This is a genomic window from Paenibacillus sp. QJM3NY_38 (genome assembly GCF_056173265.1).
This window is the reverse complement of the sequence record NZ_CM149665.1, coordinates 1,607,501-1,623,599: the sequence shown is the minus strand read 5'-3', so window position 1 is coordinate 1,623,599 and position 16,099 is coordinate 1,607,501. Positions and strand designations below refer to the sequence as shown.

Here is a 16,099-nt window from a genome sequence, read left to right as displayed (position 1 = left end):
AGCAATATTAGTTCGTACAAGAGCTCGATATGTCTATTATAATATATTTTCTCCTAGAACTTACCGACTGATTAAAAAATCACAGTAATTCACATTCCAAAACGCAACTTCTGGCTTGTATAGGAAGCTTTGCAAAGGAGATGAAAAAAAGAGCCTATTCTTCAGGATCGTCTCCTCTCGAATAGAGCTCTCTTGTTGAAACATATAGCTATTCCACCGATTTCAGCGCTTCAATCATATCAATCCGCTTTAGTTTGTAATGCATGGAGGCCATCACAATCGCCGAAAACAACAACGTCAGCAGTGCCGCATAGCCGTAACTGATTCCATGGATCGTGGGACTGAACATCATCGCATCCACTTCTGCGGTTAGGAGCACGAACCGGTGCAGGAAGACGCCACCCAGACTGCCCGCTATAATCCCCAGCACGGTCAGAATCATATTTTCACGATAGATGTACATGGTTACTTCCTTATCATAAAAGCCAAGCACCTTGATCGTTGACAGCTCCCGTATCCGCTCGGATACGTTTATGTTCGTCAGATTGTACAGCACGACAAACGCAAGGGCCGCAGCAGATACAATCAGGACAACCACCACGACGTTCATGCTGTCCATCGTATCACTGAAAGCGTCGCTTACCCCGCTCGTGAAGCTGACCATTGCCACCCGCTGGCTTGCGGTTAACGATTCTCCAAGCTGGTCTTCCCATTCCGGATTGTGATCGTGGTTGTCATACGTCAGCAATTGACTGTTCACTTCCGGTCCTGCATCAAAAATCTCTTCGTAATACAGCGGCGTCATATAGACGTAGTGCATAGCATAGTTCTCCATTATCCCGGCTACACGTATTTCAAAGGGATCGTTGTCGCTGTTCTGTACGGTGAAAGTACTGCCGATCTTGAGATCAAACAGTTTGGCGAGCTTCTCGGTAATGATCGCACCGCCATCTGTCAGTGACAGCATCTGCTCCTGCCCACGGGATTTCAGGACGATAAACGAATCGATCTCCTCTGGAGATTGCGGCACGAACAAGCTCACATCCTGAGTGTTCACCCCGGGGGCGGCCGCAGTCATCGCCTCTTGCGGCACATTTAAAACCCCCGTAATCTCCGGCGTTTCCGCAATGCGCTTGCTATAATCCTCCAGCATGCCGCTATCGCCGTTATCGTCTTGAAATACAACAGTCGCCTGATGCTGCATAATCTTTCCGTCTGAGCCAATCCAGCCGCAGCGAAGCCTCGTTCAGGCCACGCTGGAACGCGGAAGCCGCCTGTCGTAAAGCTTCGCCGTCCAAAGCACCGTCGATGAAATCGGCGGTGGCAGCCCCTAGTTTCGGATCGGCTGACTGAGCTGCCGAGAGCAGCTCTTGCCTCTGCTCGTCCGAGATGACCTCCGGGTCCAAGCCGGAGATTTGCTGCAGCGCCTTGGCCAATTGCTGTTGCTGTCCCAATGTCAGCTTCGGTGCAAGCTCCGCCCTGCCTTGCGCAAGTTCTTGTTCCGCCGTATCCAGTTTGGCTCGCCCTTAGTCCAGCTCGGTCTGAAGCTTGTTCACCCGGCACGGTAGGCTTGCTCGCCTTCATTCAGCTTGAGCTTCGCATCCGTTAACTCCTGCTCCGCATCGGCCAGCTGCCTCTTGGCATCCTCGATCTTGTCCATCGCCTCGTCCAGCTTCTTCTGCCCTTCTGCACGGATTTCCGCCAACCGCTCCTGCGGCATGGTCTCCAGTGCCAGTTCAACCGCTTCTTTGTGCCGGTTGATCTTCTCATCATACTCGGCTGTGTAAGGAGCAGGTTCCGCCGTGTCTTGAAAGGTCAGGTAGACTTCCGTATAAACAGGCAATTTAAAATCTTTCTCCGGAATAACGGCAAGCACATCCGCCTTCCCTTTGCCAATGCCGCTCGTTCCCCGGCCCATGCTGCTTATGAAGAGCGGGCTCCTTGCTCTTCATAAGACCGTGTACGTCAGGTGATCAAACGTTTCCCGCAAGTCCGCTTCCTGGTCCGGATTGGTAAAGGTGATTGAATCCCCCAATTTAAATTCGTTTCCTCTCTCTCCCGCATCGATGACGATTTCCCGCTGCCCCCGGCATTCGTCCCTCTGTAAGCACATATTGATTCAGATTATTTCCTGGGTCATAGGAGAGTACCTTTGCGATCCTCCCGCTGTTACCGAGAAATACGTCCGCGCTGTAGCCGAGTTGAACCACTTCCACCCCGGCAACCTGCTTCAGCTTCTCAATATCGCTTGGTTCGAGACCCAAGGTGGATTGAACCTTAAGGTCCATCAGTTTTAAATCCTTATAGTAGTGATCCGCCGTATCCAGCATATCCGGCCCGGTGGCCTTGATCCCCGCGAAAAAACCAACGCCAAGCATAATAATGGCAAAAATGGACAGAAATCGAGCTTTAGTCCGCGATATTTCCCGGAAAATATCAGTCCACAACGCTCTTTTTTCATAATATGTGTCTCCTACCACTCGATGTTGTCTACAGAAACGGGATTCGGATTCACCACCATCTTCCGAACCTTGACATTGTTGATCTCGATGACCCGATCGGCCATCGGTGCCAGGGCAGAATTATGCGTAATGACGTTAACGGTGTTCCGGTGTGGCGGCAAGTGTCCTGGAGCAGCTTAAGCACCTGCTTCCCGGTATGGTAATCGAGGGCACCCGTGGGTTCATCGCAGAGAAGCAGCTTCGGCTGCTTGGCAATCGCCACTCGCTGCTGTTCGCCGCCAGACAGCTGTGCCGGAAAATTGTTCAGACGCTGCTCCAGGCCGACATCCCGCAGCACTTGTTCGGCATCCAGAGCCCGGGGTGAAATCTGCGAGGCCAATTCCACATTTTCTTTTGTCGTCAGATTTGGATGTAACGCTCCTCCTTCTTCAGCTACACGATTTAAAATGCATTCGCGGTGCGCGGCCGGTGTCAGCTTGGCTTCCAGAATTTTAGTCAAAGCCTGATAGGTCACATCATGGTCACCTTCGGAGTCCTTTAGGTTCCTGCCCTGTTTGGTGAGTCCTTCCAGTATCCGGAATGGTTCGGCTACTTTGCTCATATACACTGAGACTGCATCTTCCCTGTTGCAGTTTTTGGCGCATAAAGCGGCTTTTAAATACACATTGAAATTCGTGCTTCTCGATAAGCGTCCGCGGCTTTGAAGCAGCTTCATCCAATCCTCAGCCATGTCGGCAGCATGAATTACGAACCGTTCAGGCTTCTCCCGTCTCAGCATGTTGCCTAAAACAGCACCTGGCCCCACTTCAATCAAGCACTCTGTTTCCCGCTCATGAAGAAAGCGTATACAACCCTCCCAATCAACCACCGACACGATTTGTTCAGAGAGCAATGCCGAAATACTGGATGCACTAGGATAAGGACGGGCCGTAACGTTGGATAGAACTGAATAACGCAAGGGTTGAAAGGACATATGAAGCAACTCGTCAGAAAACCTCTCAGCAGCCTCTCTCATCAGTGGGCTATGAAATGCACCGCTTACCTGAAGCGGAATCACGGTTCCTCCCATCAAGGCCAGCTTCTCTCCCATTTGCGCAAGCGCCTCTCTTCTCCCCGAGATTACTATTTGCCCACCGGAGTTTAGATTGGAAATGACAACATGTCCCTTCGCGCCGGGTTGACTGCATTCGCTCTCAATCATCTCATGGGGCAGCCCGTGAACGGCCATCATCCCTCCAGGCTCCGTCTCCTGTGAAATCTGCATAAATCGGCCTCTAATATTTGCACAAGACGAACAGCATCAGCGAAGGGAATCGCTCCGGATGCGGTTAATGCAGAGATCTCACCAAGACTGTGGCCGGCGCAATAGTAAGGGTCTACTTCCAGATGCTCCATCAGTACCCGAAAAGTTGCGATGCTGACCGTCAGGATACATGGCTGCGCATATTCTGTTCGCGTTACCTCCGCATGCTCCCTTCAAAGCAAAGCTGTGATACGTTGTACCCGAGCACTTCTGAAGCTTCTTCAAAAGTTCTGCGGGAAATTTCAAATCGGGCGAACATTTCTTTTCCCATGCCGATGTACTGTGAACCTTGACCTGGAAATAACAACGCCGTCTTCATAATCACTATCCCTTCAAATGGAGTTAAATCCTGAACTAGAGTTGAAGATTAAAACTGAGAGTTGGAGGTGATAAAACTGTAGTAAAATATCATTTTGTGGAATAAAACGGTAGTTTATAGAATTTAAAGTCATTATAAGAATATACTCTCAATTTTATCAATCACTAATATAAATTGGTTATTTCGTAATATTTTCCTTGCAAAAATGAACCGCATGTCATTATAATCAAACTGACACAAGGTTCATTTTACTGAAATTGGAAAGGGGATCACCCAATGTCTCCCAAACTAACGGACGACCGAAAAGAGCAAAGAAGCTTGCAAATTCTTGAAGCCGCCAAGCGGGTGTTTGTCGAAAAGGGCTACGGAGCCGTGACGCTCAAGGATATTGTCGAGGAGACCGGAATGAGCCGGGGATGGATTTACTTGTATTTTCAAAGCAAGGATGAGATCTTCGAGGCTCTGCTGGATCATCAGGACGCACAGCATGAACGGTATCTTGAAGAGCTAGTCGTTTCGTCCCCCTCCCTATGGGAAGTGGTTATGACACTCTACTCCCGGCAGTTGGAGGATCTTCTTCACTCGCCAAACGGCGGATTCATGGCGGCATTCTATGAGTATTTTTTGATCGGATGGCGGGATGAGAAGCGCCGGGAGCTGCTTACGAAGCGCTATGAAAAGGGGATCAACCAATTTGCAGACTTGCTTCACCTGGGCGTCGAGCGTGGAGAGTTCTCACCTGAAATGGACATCATAGACATCTCCAGAATTGCAGCCTCTTATCAGGAAGGAATTATGACCCATTCCATCACTGTCGGTTACGAGAATGCGAATGCCAGAATGCAATTTGAGGCTTTGGTCACCTATTTAAAAAGTCTGTTGCGCCCGTTATCCGTTAAAGATATCCATCCGAAGGAGGAGATGAAATGAAGGTGCTTTTTCGCAATCCGACGTTCTGCAAGTTGTTTTTCGCAACATTTACATCCCAGCTTGGATCAGTGGTTGGCACCATGGCCTTCGCCTATTATATGGTTGACAAATTCAGCGAAAAGCCTTCCTTGGCCACGACAGCGGAGCTTATGTACTCGCTACCGACCTTGGCGGTATTCTGGATTGTAGGCGTGATTGCGGACCGATTTGACCGCAAACGGATTGCAGCCTACAGTGACTGGATTCGGGCAGGTTTGACCTTGCTATTGCTCATATTTGTTCATTATGATCTGCTGTTTCTCTGTTTTTTGGTGCTTTTTCTGCGCAGCTCGATCTCCAAGTTCTTTGGTCCTGCTGAAATGGGGCTGTTACAAGGAAGCATCGGACAGGATCAGTATGTGCAGGCCTCCGGTCTGAACCAGATTATTATGGGGATGTTCATGCTCTTCGGCATGAGTCTAGGGGCAGTAGCCTTTCATTTCATCGGCATCGAAGGCGCAATCATTGTTGACGGAGTCAGCTTCTTAATTTCCGGACTACTGCTGGCCTGGGGGGATTTCCCTGAACAAGCCCGCACGCCAAACGGAAAAACCCGCATTCGCGAGCTGCGCTTTTCTCTTATTATCAAAGATTTTTGGCAAGGCCTTACTTACATTATAGACAATCGGCTGCTTCTGGTATTGATTAGCGGATTTCTGTTCTTCGGCACTGTGAACGGCGTCTTCGCGGTCCTCCCCATCTTCGCCATGAAATATAAGCTTAGCCCGGATCAGTACGTCGTTCATTCTTCAATGATTACCGTCTTTCTCGGAATCGGGTTTCTTCTGGGCAGCATCTTAGGGCCCCTTCTAATCCGGCGTTTCACTAGAACACCAATCCTGATATCGGGCCTGTTCATGGCAAGCCTGCTTCTTGTGGGACTGGGCACAGCCGAGCGGATAGAAGTCTATTTCATTCTTGTTCTGCTGGCAGGAATCGCAATTGCTCCCATTAACATTGCACTTGGCAGTTGGATGCCTGAACTGGTTCCCCCTCAAAATATGGGACGTGTGAATTCCTTGATCGAACCGGTAATGATGCTGGGTCACTCTCTGGCTTTAGGCGGGGTCGCCCTGGCTTTTCCAGTCTGGATATCCGTCACCTGGCTGCATTATATACTCGCCATTTGCTCGATGGGTGTCAGCTTCTTTTATCTGAGCACGCTCCCGGCTTTGGTCCGTAAGAATGCTCCTGCGGCAGCCGAAGCCAAAATGGCCAAGGCGGAGAATGTCTGAGCGATGAATGTGCAATAGAATAAGCACAACAAAAAAACGGACCGCCCCTCCGTGTCAAGACCCCATTTAGCGGACAATGAAAAAAGCCCTAGGCTGTAAACTGGCGCCGGTATTCGACCGGCGTCAGTTTATTTAGTTTTCTTTGTGACCTTTCCTCGTTGTAAAAGCGGATAAATTCCTCAATCCGCCTTTGTGCTTCTCCAATGCTTCGGATATGATAAGGATAGAGAGCTTCTACTTTCAAATGGGAGAAGAAGCTTTCCATGGAGGCATTGTCGTAACAATTGCCTCGGCGTGACATGCTGATTTTGGGCCAACCTTGGGCAGCATGTCGTGGTAAGCATGAGACGTGTACTGGCTTCCCTGGTCGCTGTGAACGATCAGTCCAGTCACGTCTTTTTTGTGTTTCAAATGCCTTTTTAAACGTCTCCAGTACGAGTGGATTGTCATTGCTGCGGCTGATATGATAGACGATGATTTCGCCGTTCCACAGATCTTTAATAGTCGACAAGTAGATCCGCTCATCAAAAACTTTGTACTGTGTGACATCGGTTACCCACTTTTGGTTTGAAGCACTTGCCATAAAATCTCGTTGCAACAGATTTTCTGCAACACGGCCATCCGTACTGCTGCCTCGTAGCTTGTCCGATGGATATACTTTCGACGGATGATGGCCTGGATGCCTAGCTCTCTCATCAGACGCAGTACCTTCTTGTGATTCACGACATGCTGATATTGGCGGTACAACTCGTCTTGTATACGGCGATACCCCACCGTCTTATTACGCTGTTCGTAGATCACAAGAATCTTGTGTTTCAACTCATAATCTGGATCGTTGTCTTTACGCTTGAGGTAGTCGTAGTAACCGCTTCGACTTATACCTAAATAAGTGCACAGTTCCTTTACGCTTCGTTCACCTTTGAGCTCATCAACGACGATGTATCTATTCCGCGCACCTCCCGATTCAAGATTTGCAACCACTTTTTTAAGACATCTACCTCCATTTGCAAGCGTCTAAGCTCACGTTCCTGCTCAGTTTCCATCCGAAAAGGGTTACCGCGTCTGTCTTCAAAGCTTGCCTCACCATGTTCACGATATTTCCTCATCCACTTTTAAACACGATCTTTATCGTGTATTCCTAAGTGATCCGTTATCCTTCTGTAACTCCATCCCTCACTAACATGCAGTCGAATTGCTTCCACCTTCAACTACATGCGAAGTATTTCGACCGATTTTTCAACGCTTTTCCATTCAAAATACAGCCAGACTTCATAATACCCACAAAATAATTCTCTGAGGAAGTTCCCTTACATTCTTTCAATATAAATGCATAATGCCCTAAAGTAGAGTATATATACTAACATTATATACTCATCTAAAGGAGAGTATAACTTATGCGCACACCTGCGTTCCGACTTGCGTGAACCTCAAAAATACCGGCTTTGGATATACGTTATCTTTAATAAGCGGTAAATATAATATGATTATTATGTATTGGCTGGCTGAAAATAAAGTTCTGCGGCATAATGAGTTGAAACGATGCATCGGGACGATTTCTTTTAAAACGCTAAGCATCATGTTAAAAGAGCTGGAAGCCGATGGCCTGATCATACGCGAGGAATTTCCCCAAGTCCCTACCAAAGTGGAATATTCGTTATCTGAACGTGGTCTTTCTCTCATTCCGATGTTAAATATGATGTGCGATTGGGGAGAGAATCGGTGCGCCAGTAACGGAAACTGTTCAGGTGGCGGCGCAGCCGGCTAGATAACTATTTGGTTAAAATCAAAAGAAGTATCTCCGTACTAAGGAAATACTTCTTTTTTATGTGGATCTACCTCAAAATCAGTGCTGCTTCCTCAAGCAACGGACTCCAGTAACCTTATTGTGTATAATTTTAACCATTCATGAAGATTAGGGACTCTAGTGATCCTATAGGCAGAAATCCACTTCAAAATTCACTGTTTTGGAGCAAATTGAGTCACCTGAGTCCACTTCCTGTTCCAGGAGCAGCCTCATGTGCAAATAACGACTATACGGTCCGTTAGCTCCTCATCGACTTTTCCAGCCCAAGACAACATGAGGACTAACAACATCGCAATAGCACCCAAGCGCAATCCTGCTGCACGGGCTTTATACACCCCATTCGTCTTCATGTCAATCGATATGTCCGGTCAACTCCGCTGCCGGGATATCCTTGCCCTCGACCCAATCCCTGAACGAAAAATCAAGCGCGCTGCCCTGAGCAAGCGAAGTCATGACTCTTCCTTCTTCGAAGGAGTACGAAAAGGTATGCAGCGTTCCGAACAAATCGTGGTAATCCGTAAAAAAAATCGGGGACTTTCGGTCCTTAAACAAGCCGAAAGCCTCGGTCTGGGTTAACTGTTCCGCATCCAAGCTATCGATATAACGTTTACGCCGAAGGGAATGCTCGATGGATGGCCTGTTTTTGCCCGTCAAAGCCTCATAATGGTTAACGCAGGCGATCGCCGCCTCCCCGCCCGCACGGGTAATCACTTGATCCGGACTTGCTTCCACAACGGCCATGTTCCCTCGTGCATCCCCTATGGAATAGTTATAACAAGCCGCATGGGGAATATGGCGCAGCATGTAGGACGCTTCTTCTACTGTACCGCATGACTCCAATATCATCCGAACGCCGACCCATGACGACAGTCCCGTCCCGTATCCGTCAAAGCTGACAAAATGCAGCCCGGCGGCAAGCCCTTGCTCATTCACCCCGTCATGCCTGCCTATTGCCTGCAAATTATAGCCTGCACTCGCTAAGCCTTGATCGGCTTGAGCCACTGTAAAATAACCATCGTAAAACGCAGGCGTAAAATCGTAATTTCTTACGTAATACGAAGCCGTGATCATCGCCGAGCATCCCATGGCCGCGATTTTCGGGACGTCATATCCGCCGAGAAGCGCCGCTGCTTTGGAAAAAGGCATTTCCAATCCTTCCGCCAGCCCTTCAAGCTCTGATAACAGCTGCGGGGCAAACTCATTATAAATGCTCTTCAGTTGTTCTGTGTCGATCTCCGGCTTGGTAACCGCTTCGAAAGCTTTTAATATCGGTTGATTTCGCAGACGGCGACCCAGCTTAAGCCCGTTATGATAGTTATCTTCTCTAAGCTGCAAGATGTGTACCGTGTAATCCGGCATTTTAACCCCTCCACCCAAGCGGTTTCCATATGGTAATATATCCCTAACCCCGATTATAGATGCAATTCATCCATCTTCCAATAAAAAAGCTCCGACCCGGCATGTTTACATGCTGGGTAGGAGCAGATTGTTATGCGCGCGGCAATTGTTTAAATACTTGAACGTATTGCTCGTATTTTTCGGACCAGGCGTCTTTGCGCGATTCAAGCGTTCTGCCATCCAGCAGTGCTTCAATGGCGTCCAGACATACGTCCCAACCGGCAATATCCTTCGGTGTATGATCCGTAATTTTCGTTATCGTCTCGATCAGTACCAGACGACAGCCTTCGGCCTCGGGATGCAGCTCAAAACGCACCCGGTCCTCTCCCCACATATACTCCAGTACCGATAACTCCCGATAATCCGTAATTTCAAATTCTTCGAACGTTCCATCCTGCATGTCAAATGTAATTCTTCCGCCTTGGCGCAAATCTTCCACCTTCAGCTCCGAGAACCACTGCGTGAGCTTGTCATTATCCGTCAGATAGGACCACACCTTCTCAACCGAATGCTTCAGGCGGCGTTCAAATCGGACGGTCGTTCCGAACTCGTCTTGCTGTACTACTGCCAGCATTTTTCATCCTCCTTAGGAATGTTTTATTCAAAAATAGATCTTCCGATCAAAAACTACATCAGGATGTTTAAGGAGATTCATCCTCATCCAGCAATCTCTCCAGATCATCCAGCTTATTCGTCCAGAACTGCCGGTAAGGCTCCAGCCAGTGGTGGATTTCCTCCAGAGGCTTGGCATTCAGGCTGTACACATGCCTTTGTGCCTCTTTCCGCAGCGAGACAAGACCGGCTTCCCGCAAAATGCGCAAATGCTTGGATACGCCTGGTTGGCTGAGCTGCATGAGATCTACAATCTCGCCCACCGTGCACTCTTTCACGCGCAGATAGTCCAATATCGTCCTGCGGTTCGGTTCTGCCAATACTTCAAAAAGGTTATCGTTCAACATGTTTATTATATTACTATATAGTTATATTTCCGTAAAGTTATATACAAAGATGGACGCGATCTTTGAACAAACATAACGCCTTCCTTATAATGAATCTATTGATGTTTGAAGGAAAGGAATGACGGAAATGCCCGATATCACTTTTTTGCGTGATCCTGACCTGCCGTTTCTCGAAATCAAAGAATGCGATACGTTAGACAATCTTTCTTATAAGAAGCATTTTCACGAAGAAATTTCCATTGGCCTCATTGAAAAGGGAGCCACCCGCGTATGGTCGGCCGGGAAACGGTTTGAGGCTGCCCAGGGGCATATTGTGCATTTTCCGCCGCTGCTCCCTCATGCCTGTCATCCCGAGAATCCTGCAAACTGGAAGTACACGATGATTTTTGTCCATCCCCGGTGGCTCGGTCAAACCTCTTCGGACTATGATTCCAAATACCATCAACCCCATATGCCCATCCTGCATCCGAAATATCAAAACGAACGATCCCGGCATCTGATCCATTCCTGCAGGACACTGCTTCAGCAAAATGCCACCCCCCTCGAAGTGGAGTCCATGCTTATGGCATTAATGCGGGAGACGGGTCTCCTTCAAGAGGAAGCCGCTATGGCGTCTAGCGGCAGCGCTCATCAATCCCCGGCTATTCTGCGTGTGAAGCAGTATCTGGATCATCATTATAAAGATCGCATTACACTTGATATTCTGCAAGGCATCTCCGGGATCAGCAAATTCCACCTGATTCGTTTGTTTGCAGAATCCTATCATTTAGCTCCCCACGCTTATCAGAATTTATTGCGCATCAATTATGCGAAAGAACAGCTGCTGCAAGGAAAAGCCATAGCCGACGTTGCTGTGGAGACCGGGTTTTACGATCAGAGCCATTTCACAAGAGCTTTTGCCGGGTGCGTAGGGACAACGCCTCTTCGGTATGCAAAAGCAGTGACATCTTAAATAAACCGCAATTTTATACAAGACCCCCTCGCATAAACGTTGATAGAATCACGGAAGATCTTAATCATGCGAGGTGTTTAACTTGAACGATTCATTATCGGAACTGGCTTTTGCTGACGCTTTGAAGTCTCTTGCCCGTAACCTACAACTCAAACAGTACGTCCAGCAATCCACCGAATGGTATCCGATCCTACTGCGTGCAGCAGAGCGTTTTGTCACGGGCGACGTGTTGGAACAAGGCTTGTTCATCCGAGATAAACTGGATACCCGGGGTTATTGGACTTCGTTGGAATATATCGGGGAGAACACGCTGACCGAAGCGGAATGCACGCAGGCTTTCCTGGAGTTCTCCCGGTTAATTAAGGCCTGTGCCAAAGACAGGCCGGGAACCCGAATATCACTCGACCTGTCCCATATCGGATTATCGGTAGACGAGGGTTTGGCATACCGGCATCTTCTCGGACTGGCTGGCCAAGCCGAGGAAGCCGGATTGGAGCTGGTCATCAGCATGGAGGAATCCGCCAAAACGGATGCCATCCTTAAACTGCACAGAAAAATCTCGGCCCAATTCACGAATGTCGGTATTACTTTGCAAGCGCAGCTCCCGAGAACGATGGAAGATCTCGAAAGAATTCTTTCCGACAGCCCCGGCACGATCCGCATCGTGAAAGGCGCTTATCAGGAACTAGAGGGGCACTATATTCCCCGTTCCGAGATGCTGACTTCGAGATATGTACAAATGGTGGATTTATGCGTTCAAGCAGGCAGGCCCGTATCGGTCGCCACCCATGATGAAAGGATCCTGCGGCATATGACCAGCAACAAAATGTATCGCGACTCAGCCGTCGAGCTTGAGATGCTGTATGGCATACGCCCGAACCTTTCCAGACAAATGAAAGATGACGGCTTCCCTATTCGGATTTATCTGACTTACGGTGAGGAATGGTTTCTGTACCTGTGCCACCGGATCGCCGAGCACCCGCCGAATATATATGATGCAGTGACCCGGTCGATCCTGGGCGGCACCGATACAATTAAACAATATTGATCAACATAGCAGCAGGGAAGAAACGGCAGAAACACGCTGTTTCTTTCTTTTTTATGACCAGGTACTAAAAAATATTTTCGGATTGCCGATGTTATAGTTGAAACTTTATTCCAGGCCAATGCGTCATATTGTAGAGGAAAATAATAACAAAGCTAAATTTCAGGAGGTTGAGTGTGTGAAAAGAATATGGACTGCCTTGCTAGCAGCTATACTGTTAATCCCCATGACATTCCAATCGCAGGTACAGGCGGCAGTGAACATCAGCGTCTTGATTGACGGCGTCAAGCTGTATACGCCTCAAGCGCCTGTCATGATCCAAGGACGCGTTATGCTTCCGATGAGATCCATCTTCGAAGCCTTGGATGCATCGGTCAAATGGAATCAAAAAACGAAAACCGTCACAGCGACCAAGGATGGCACAACCGTCATTCTAAAAATCAACTCCAAAACGGCCACCATCAATAACAAGACGGTTGCGCTGGATGTTCCGGCAAAAAACTTAAAAGGCAATACCATGGTGCCGGTACGCTTCGTAAGTGAAGCCCTTGGCCAAAAAATCGGCTGGAATTCCAAAACGAAAACGGTCACCGTCAAAACAACAAACAATTCAGGCGGCGGCGGAAATAATACCGGTATCGTGCCGGTGAATTATGTGACGCTTCGGGACATCGGCAATGCCGGAGACGGCCGCGATCTGCAGGTCAGCTTCTCCAAATCATCCACCGAGGCTTTAATTTCGCATTACCGTGTGATGATTGTAAAGCAGTCCAAGACGTTAAACCAATCCGAGGCACAGCGCGTGTCCTCGGCAGCTTACACAACGGTGTACCCGTCCGGCTCGGATCCAACTCTGACCCTCACGTCGGGCTCAAGAGATGTGGATAATGATCTGATCCGCGATAACCAGGCTTATAAAGCCTACGTATTGGCAGTCAGCAAAACAGGCGGCACGTATGCCCTTTCCTCGGCTTCGCCGTCGTTGACGCTGACCAACACCAATTCAGTAAATGGAGCAACCAACGTGAAAGCAAGCGATGTGAGCGACTACGGCGATGGCCGTGATCTGCAGGTCAGCTTCACGCGTGCTCAGAATGAGAGCAATGTAACCAACTATCGTGTGTTTGCGGTAAAAACGAAGGATGCTGCCAAGTTTAATCTGGCGGCTGCCAAATCAGTTCAAAGCCAAAATTACACGACGGTAAGCAAAACCAGCACGACGAATACATCGTTGTCCACGACGCTGAGTTCTTCCGCTCGTGATACGTCAGGCGAGCTTATCCGCAGCGGAGTCGCTTACACCGTGTTTGTCCAGTCTGTGAGCAGCAATGAGAACGTGCTTGCAAGCAACCTGTCTTCAGGTTCGTCTTCCATCACCCTCAGCACGGGAACCGCAACGGTTCCATCCATTACGCAGGTGACAGATATCAGCGATTATGGTGATGGCCGTGATCTTCGCGTGAGCTTTAACAAGGTATCCAACGAGTCCGGCATTCATTCTTATCGCGTGTTTGTGGTAAAGGACAGCAATTATAACAGCTTCAACTTAAGTAAAGCCAATACCGCCTCCAGCTACAACTACTATACCCATGTCAACAAAACCGGCAATAACATTAACAACTTGACGCTGGCATCGGGTGCCAGAGATGTGGATGGAGCAACGATTCGTAGCGGCGTGTACTATCGCGTATTCGTTATGGCCGTAGACAAAAATAACAACAACAATAACGTTCTGTCCGCCCCATCAAGTTCCATCATCTTGAGTTCCAGCTACAATGTGGGCGCGGTTACCAGCCTGTCTGTCACCGACGTGAACAACTACAATGACGGACGTGATCTGCAGGTGTCATTCTACCGCCCGTCCGATCAATCGAATATTAGCCATTACCAGGTATTCGTCGTAAAATCATCCGATAGTTATTTTGACCTGCACAGAGCAACCAACTTAAACAGCTATTATTATACGCAAATCAGCAAGAACAACAGCAGCAGCAACTACATGACGCAAGTGCTGAATTCAAGCAGCCGCGATATCGATGGAGAGCTGATTCGCAATGGCGTCAGCTATCGCGTATATGTCCTGTCCGTAGGATATTCGACCAGCAACAGTGCATTGTCTGATTATGCATCCATTACGCTTGGACACAACAATCAGAATGTAAACCCTGTTTCTACGCCAACTTTGACACTGAACGGCAACAACGGAAACGGAAGCGATCTGAGAGTCGCCTTCAGTCACGCTTATGGCGAAAGCTACATCGATCATTACCGGATTCTCGTTGTGAAGTCAAACCAAAGCCTGAACGTGTCGCAAGCTTACAACAACGGGAATTACACCACGGTTAACAAAACCGGTGGCACCATCACTCGGGATTTGACTAGCACGACCAAGGATTCCGACGGGGATCTCATTCAAAGAGGTTCAAGCTACCGCGTGTACGTCTTATCTAGAGGCAACAGCTATTCGAATTACAGCAATGCTCTTTCATCGGTCTCTAATGCCGTGACGATTCAAGGCGTGACCCAGGTAGCAGCAGTAACAAACGTTACAGCAGCTGATAATGGCGACAACAATAACGCAAGCGACTTGAAAGTATCGTTTACCAAGGCTCCGAATGAATCCAACATCAAGGAATACCGAATCATGGTCGTGAAGCAAGCAAACGCTGGCAGCTTTACTGAAGCGCAAGCTAAAAATGTACCTTACTTCGACAGAGTACCGATCGGTTCCAATTTTGAGGATGTTCTGAGACCTACAACAAGAGATGTTAACAATGAGCCAATTCGCAATTTGGTGGATTATCAAGTATTTGTATTGTCCGTAAGCAACAATGGTTCAATAAGCAATGCCCTGTCGGCACCATCTGCGCCGATTAAGCTTACGGGTACCGCTGTAACGGTTCCTTCGGATGTGTATGCCGGGATTGAAAGCACCAACGGGAACAGCAGTGACATTGTTGTCAAATTCAATCCTTCATCAGGAAGTGTTAAAGAATACCGAATCATGGTTGTACCGGCTAACCAGAGTTTTGGATTAGACGATGCCAACAAAATCACCAAGGAACATTTGTATACGAAGGTAGATCCATCTCCTAACAGAATCGAGCACAAAATGTCCGCCGGTTTAGCGGACGTCAACGGTGCAGCTATCGTAACTGGTACTAAATATAGAGTTTACATCCTTGCTGTAGCTGATGGCACCGTTTCTACCAACAACAACATCTCCAATTCTTCTTCGGAGTTCGAAATCCCGAATCCGACCCGAGCAACAGGCGTTACAGCCAAGTTGGATGCAAGCGGGAAGCTTCAAGTCGATTTCAAGAAGGCGATCGATGAACGCAGCATTACGGCATACCGCCTGTTGTTTGTAGAGAAAAATAGCATTAAGGCCTTCGATCTGAAGACAGCGACGGAAGCGGATGCCAAAGTCAATACCAATGTAACCATAAAACCCGATGGCAAAGATATCTCGGCTCTGATTGAAATCCCTGCCAAAGATGCCTTCGGTAAAGACATTAAAGACAATACGGAATATGCCGTTTATGTCCTGTCCGTACTGTCCAAAGACAAGAAAATCGCTTCGAGTGCTCCATCCGCAACACCTTTATCCGAAGCATCCAAAACACTTGTATTAGTTAAAAAACCTTAGTCGA

12 protein-coding genes and 3 pseudogenes are annotated in these 16,099 nt (G+C 48.2%); 6 read left to right on the top strand and 9 right to left on the bottom strand.

What is annotated here, in order from left to right; genetic code table 11:
• Positions 1-208 precede the first annotated feature (208 nt).
• The 4 genes and pseudogenes from AC0VZ8_RS07045 to AC0VZ8_RS07030 all read right to left on the bottom strand — a co-directional run bounded on the left by AC0VZ8_RS07045 (position 209) and on the right by AC0VZ8_RS07030 (position 3,878).
• Positions 209-2,480 (bottom strand): annotated as a pseudogene (locus tag AC0VZ8_RS07045) (FtsX-like permease family protein).
• Positions 2,474-2,877 (bottom strand): annotated as a pseudogene (locus tag AC0VZ8_RS07040) (ATP-binding cassette domain-containing protein); the annotation flags it as partial. The pseudogenes AC0VZ8_RS07045 and AC0VZ8_RS07040, both read right to left, overlap by 7 nt.
• 411 nt (positions 2,878-3,288) lie before the next feature.
• Positions 3,289-3,690 (bottom strand): annotated as a pseudogene (locus tag AC0VZ8_RS07035) (ACP S-malonyltransferase); the annotation flags it as partial.
• On the bottom strand, positions 3,690-3,878 hold the full coding sequence (locus tag AC0VZ8_RS07030; protein WP_475487656.1) for a hypothetical protein: 189 nt from the start codon (positions 3,876-3,878) through the stop codon (positions 3,690-3,692). The gene AC0VZ8_RS07030 and the pseudogene AC0VZ8_RS07035, both read right to left, overlap by 1 nt.
• A 482-nt stretch (positions 3,879-4,360) precedes the next feature.
• Between AC0VZ8_RS07030 and AC0VZ8_RS07025 the strand changes: the two genes are divergently transcribed.
• On the top strand, positions 4,361-5,014 hold the full coding sequence (locus AC0VZ8_RS07025) for a TetR/AcrR family transcriptional regulator (protein ID WP_475486483.1): 654 nt from the start codon (positions 4,361-4,363) through the stop codon (positions 5,012-5,014).
• Positions 5,011-6,288: an MFS transporter gene (locus AC0VZ8_RS07020; RefSeq protein ID WP_475486482.1), complete on the top strand. Its 1,278-nt coding sequence runs from the start codon at positions 5,011-5,013 to the stop codon at positions 6,286-6,288. The genes AC0VZ8_RS07025 and AC0VZ8_RS07020 overlap by 4 nt, the downstream gene beginning before the upstream one ends.
• Positions 6,289-6,376: 88 nt before the next feature.
• Here the strand turns inward: AC0VZ8_RS07020 and AC0VZ8_RS07015 are convergent, their stop codons facing one another.
• Both AC0VZ8_RS07015 and AC0VZ8_RS07010 read right to left on the bottom strand, forming a co-directional pair.
• Entirely contained in the window at positions 6,377-6,871 is a 495-nt protein-coding gene (locus AC0VZ8_RS07015) for a transposase (RefSeq protein ID WP_475486481.1), read from the bottom strand.
• Positions 6,841-7,107 carry an IS3 family transposase gene (locus AC0VZ8_RS07010; protein ID WP_475486480.1) on the bottom strand — a complete coding sequence of 89 codons (267 nt, stop codon included), beginning with the start codon at positions 7,105-7,107 and terminating at the stop codon, positions 6,841-6,843. The genes AC0VZ8_RS07015 and AC0VZ8_RS07010 overlap by 31 nt, the downstream gene beginning before the upstream one ends.
• Positions 7,108-7,675: 568 nt before the next feature.
• Between AC0VZ8_RS07010 and AC0VZ8_RS07005 the strand changes: the two genes are divergently transcribed.
• A complete protein-coding gene (locus AC0VZ8_RS07005; RefSeq protein ID WP_475487655.1) occupies positions 7,676-8,053 on the top strand; it encodes a winged helix-turn-helix transcriptional regulator in 378 nt (125 codons plus the stop codon).
• Between the two features lie 390 nt (positions 8,054-8,443).
• Here the strand turns inward: AC0VZ8_RS07005 and AC0VZ8_RS07000 are convergent, their stop codons facing one another.
• The 3 genes from AC0VZ8_RS07000 to AC0VZ8_RS06990 all read right to left on the bottom strand — a co-directional run bounded on the left by AC0VZ8_RS07000 (position 8,444) and on the right by AC0VZ8_RS06990 (position 10,449).
• Positions 8,444-9,451, bottom strand: a complete 1,008-nt coding sequence (locus AC0VZ8_RS07000; protein ID WP_475486479.1) for a C45 family autoproteolytic acyltransferase/hydolase — start codon at positions 9,449-9,451, stop codon at positions 8,444-8,446.
• 130 nt (positions 9,452-9,581) lie between these two features.
• Positions 9,582-10,064: an SRPBCC family protein gene (locus tag AC0VZ8_RS06995; RefSeq protein WP_475486478.1), complete on the bottom strand. Its 483-nt coding sequence runs from the start codon at positions 10,062-10,064 to the stop codon at positions 9,582-9,584.
• A gap of 67 nt (positions 10,065-10,131) precedes the next feature.
• Entirely contained in the window at positions 10,132-10,449 is a 318-nt protein-coding gene (locus AC0VZ8_RS06990; RefSeq protein WP_475486477.1) for an ArsR/SmtB family transcription factor, read from the bottom strand.
• Positions 10,450-10,567: 118 nt separating this feature from the next.
• Between AC0VZ8_RS06990 and AC0VZ8_RS06985 the strand changes: the two genes are divergently transcribed.
• From AC0VZ8_RS06985 to AC0VZ8_RS06975, 3 genes are all read left to right on the top strand, one after another.
• Positions 10,568-11,401, top strand: a complete 834-nt coding sequence (locus AC0VZ8_RS06985) for an AraC family ligand binding domain-containing protein (RefSeq protein ID WP_475486476.1) — start codon at positions 10,568-10,570, stop codon at positions 11,399-11,401.
• An 82-nt stretch (positions 11,402-11,483) separates the two neighbouring features.
• A complete protein-coding gene (locus AC0VZ8_RS06980) occupies positions 11,484-12,449 on the top strand; it encodes a proline dehydrogenase family protein (RefSeq protein ID WP_475486475.1) in 966 nt (321 codons plus the stop codon).
• 175 nt (positions 12,450-12,624) lie between these two features.
• On the top strand, positions 12,625-16,095 hold the full coding sequence (locus AC0VZ8_RS06975; protein WP_475486474.1) for a copper amine oxidase N-terminal domain-containing protein: 3,471 nt from the start codon (positions 12,625-12,627) through the stop codon (positions 16,093-16,095).
• The last annotated feature ends 4 nt before the right edge of the window (positions 16,096-16,099 follow it).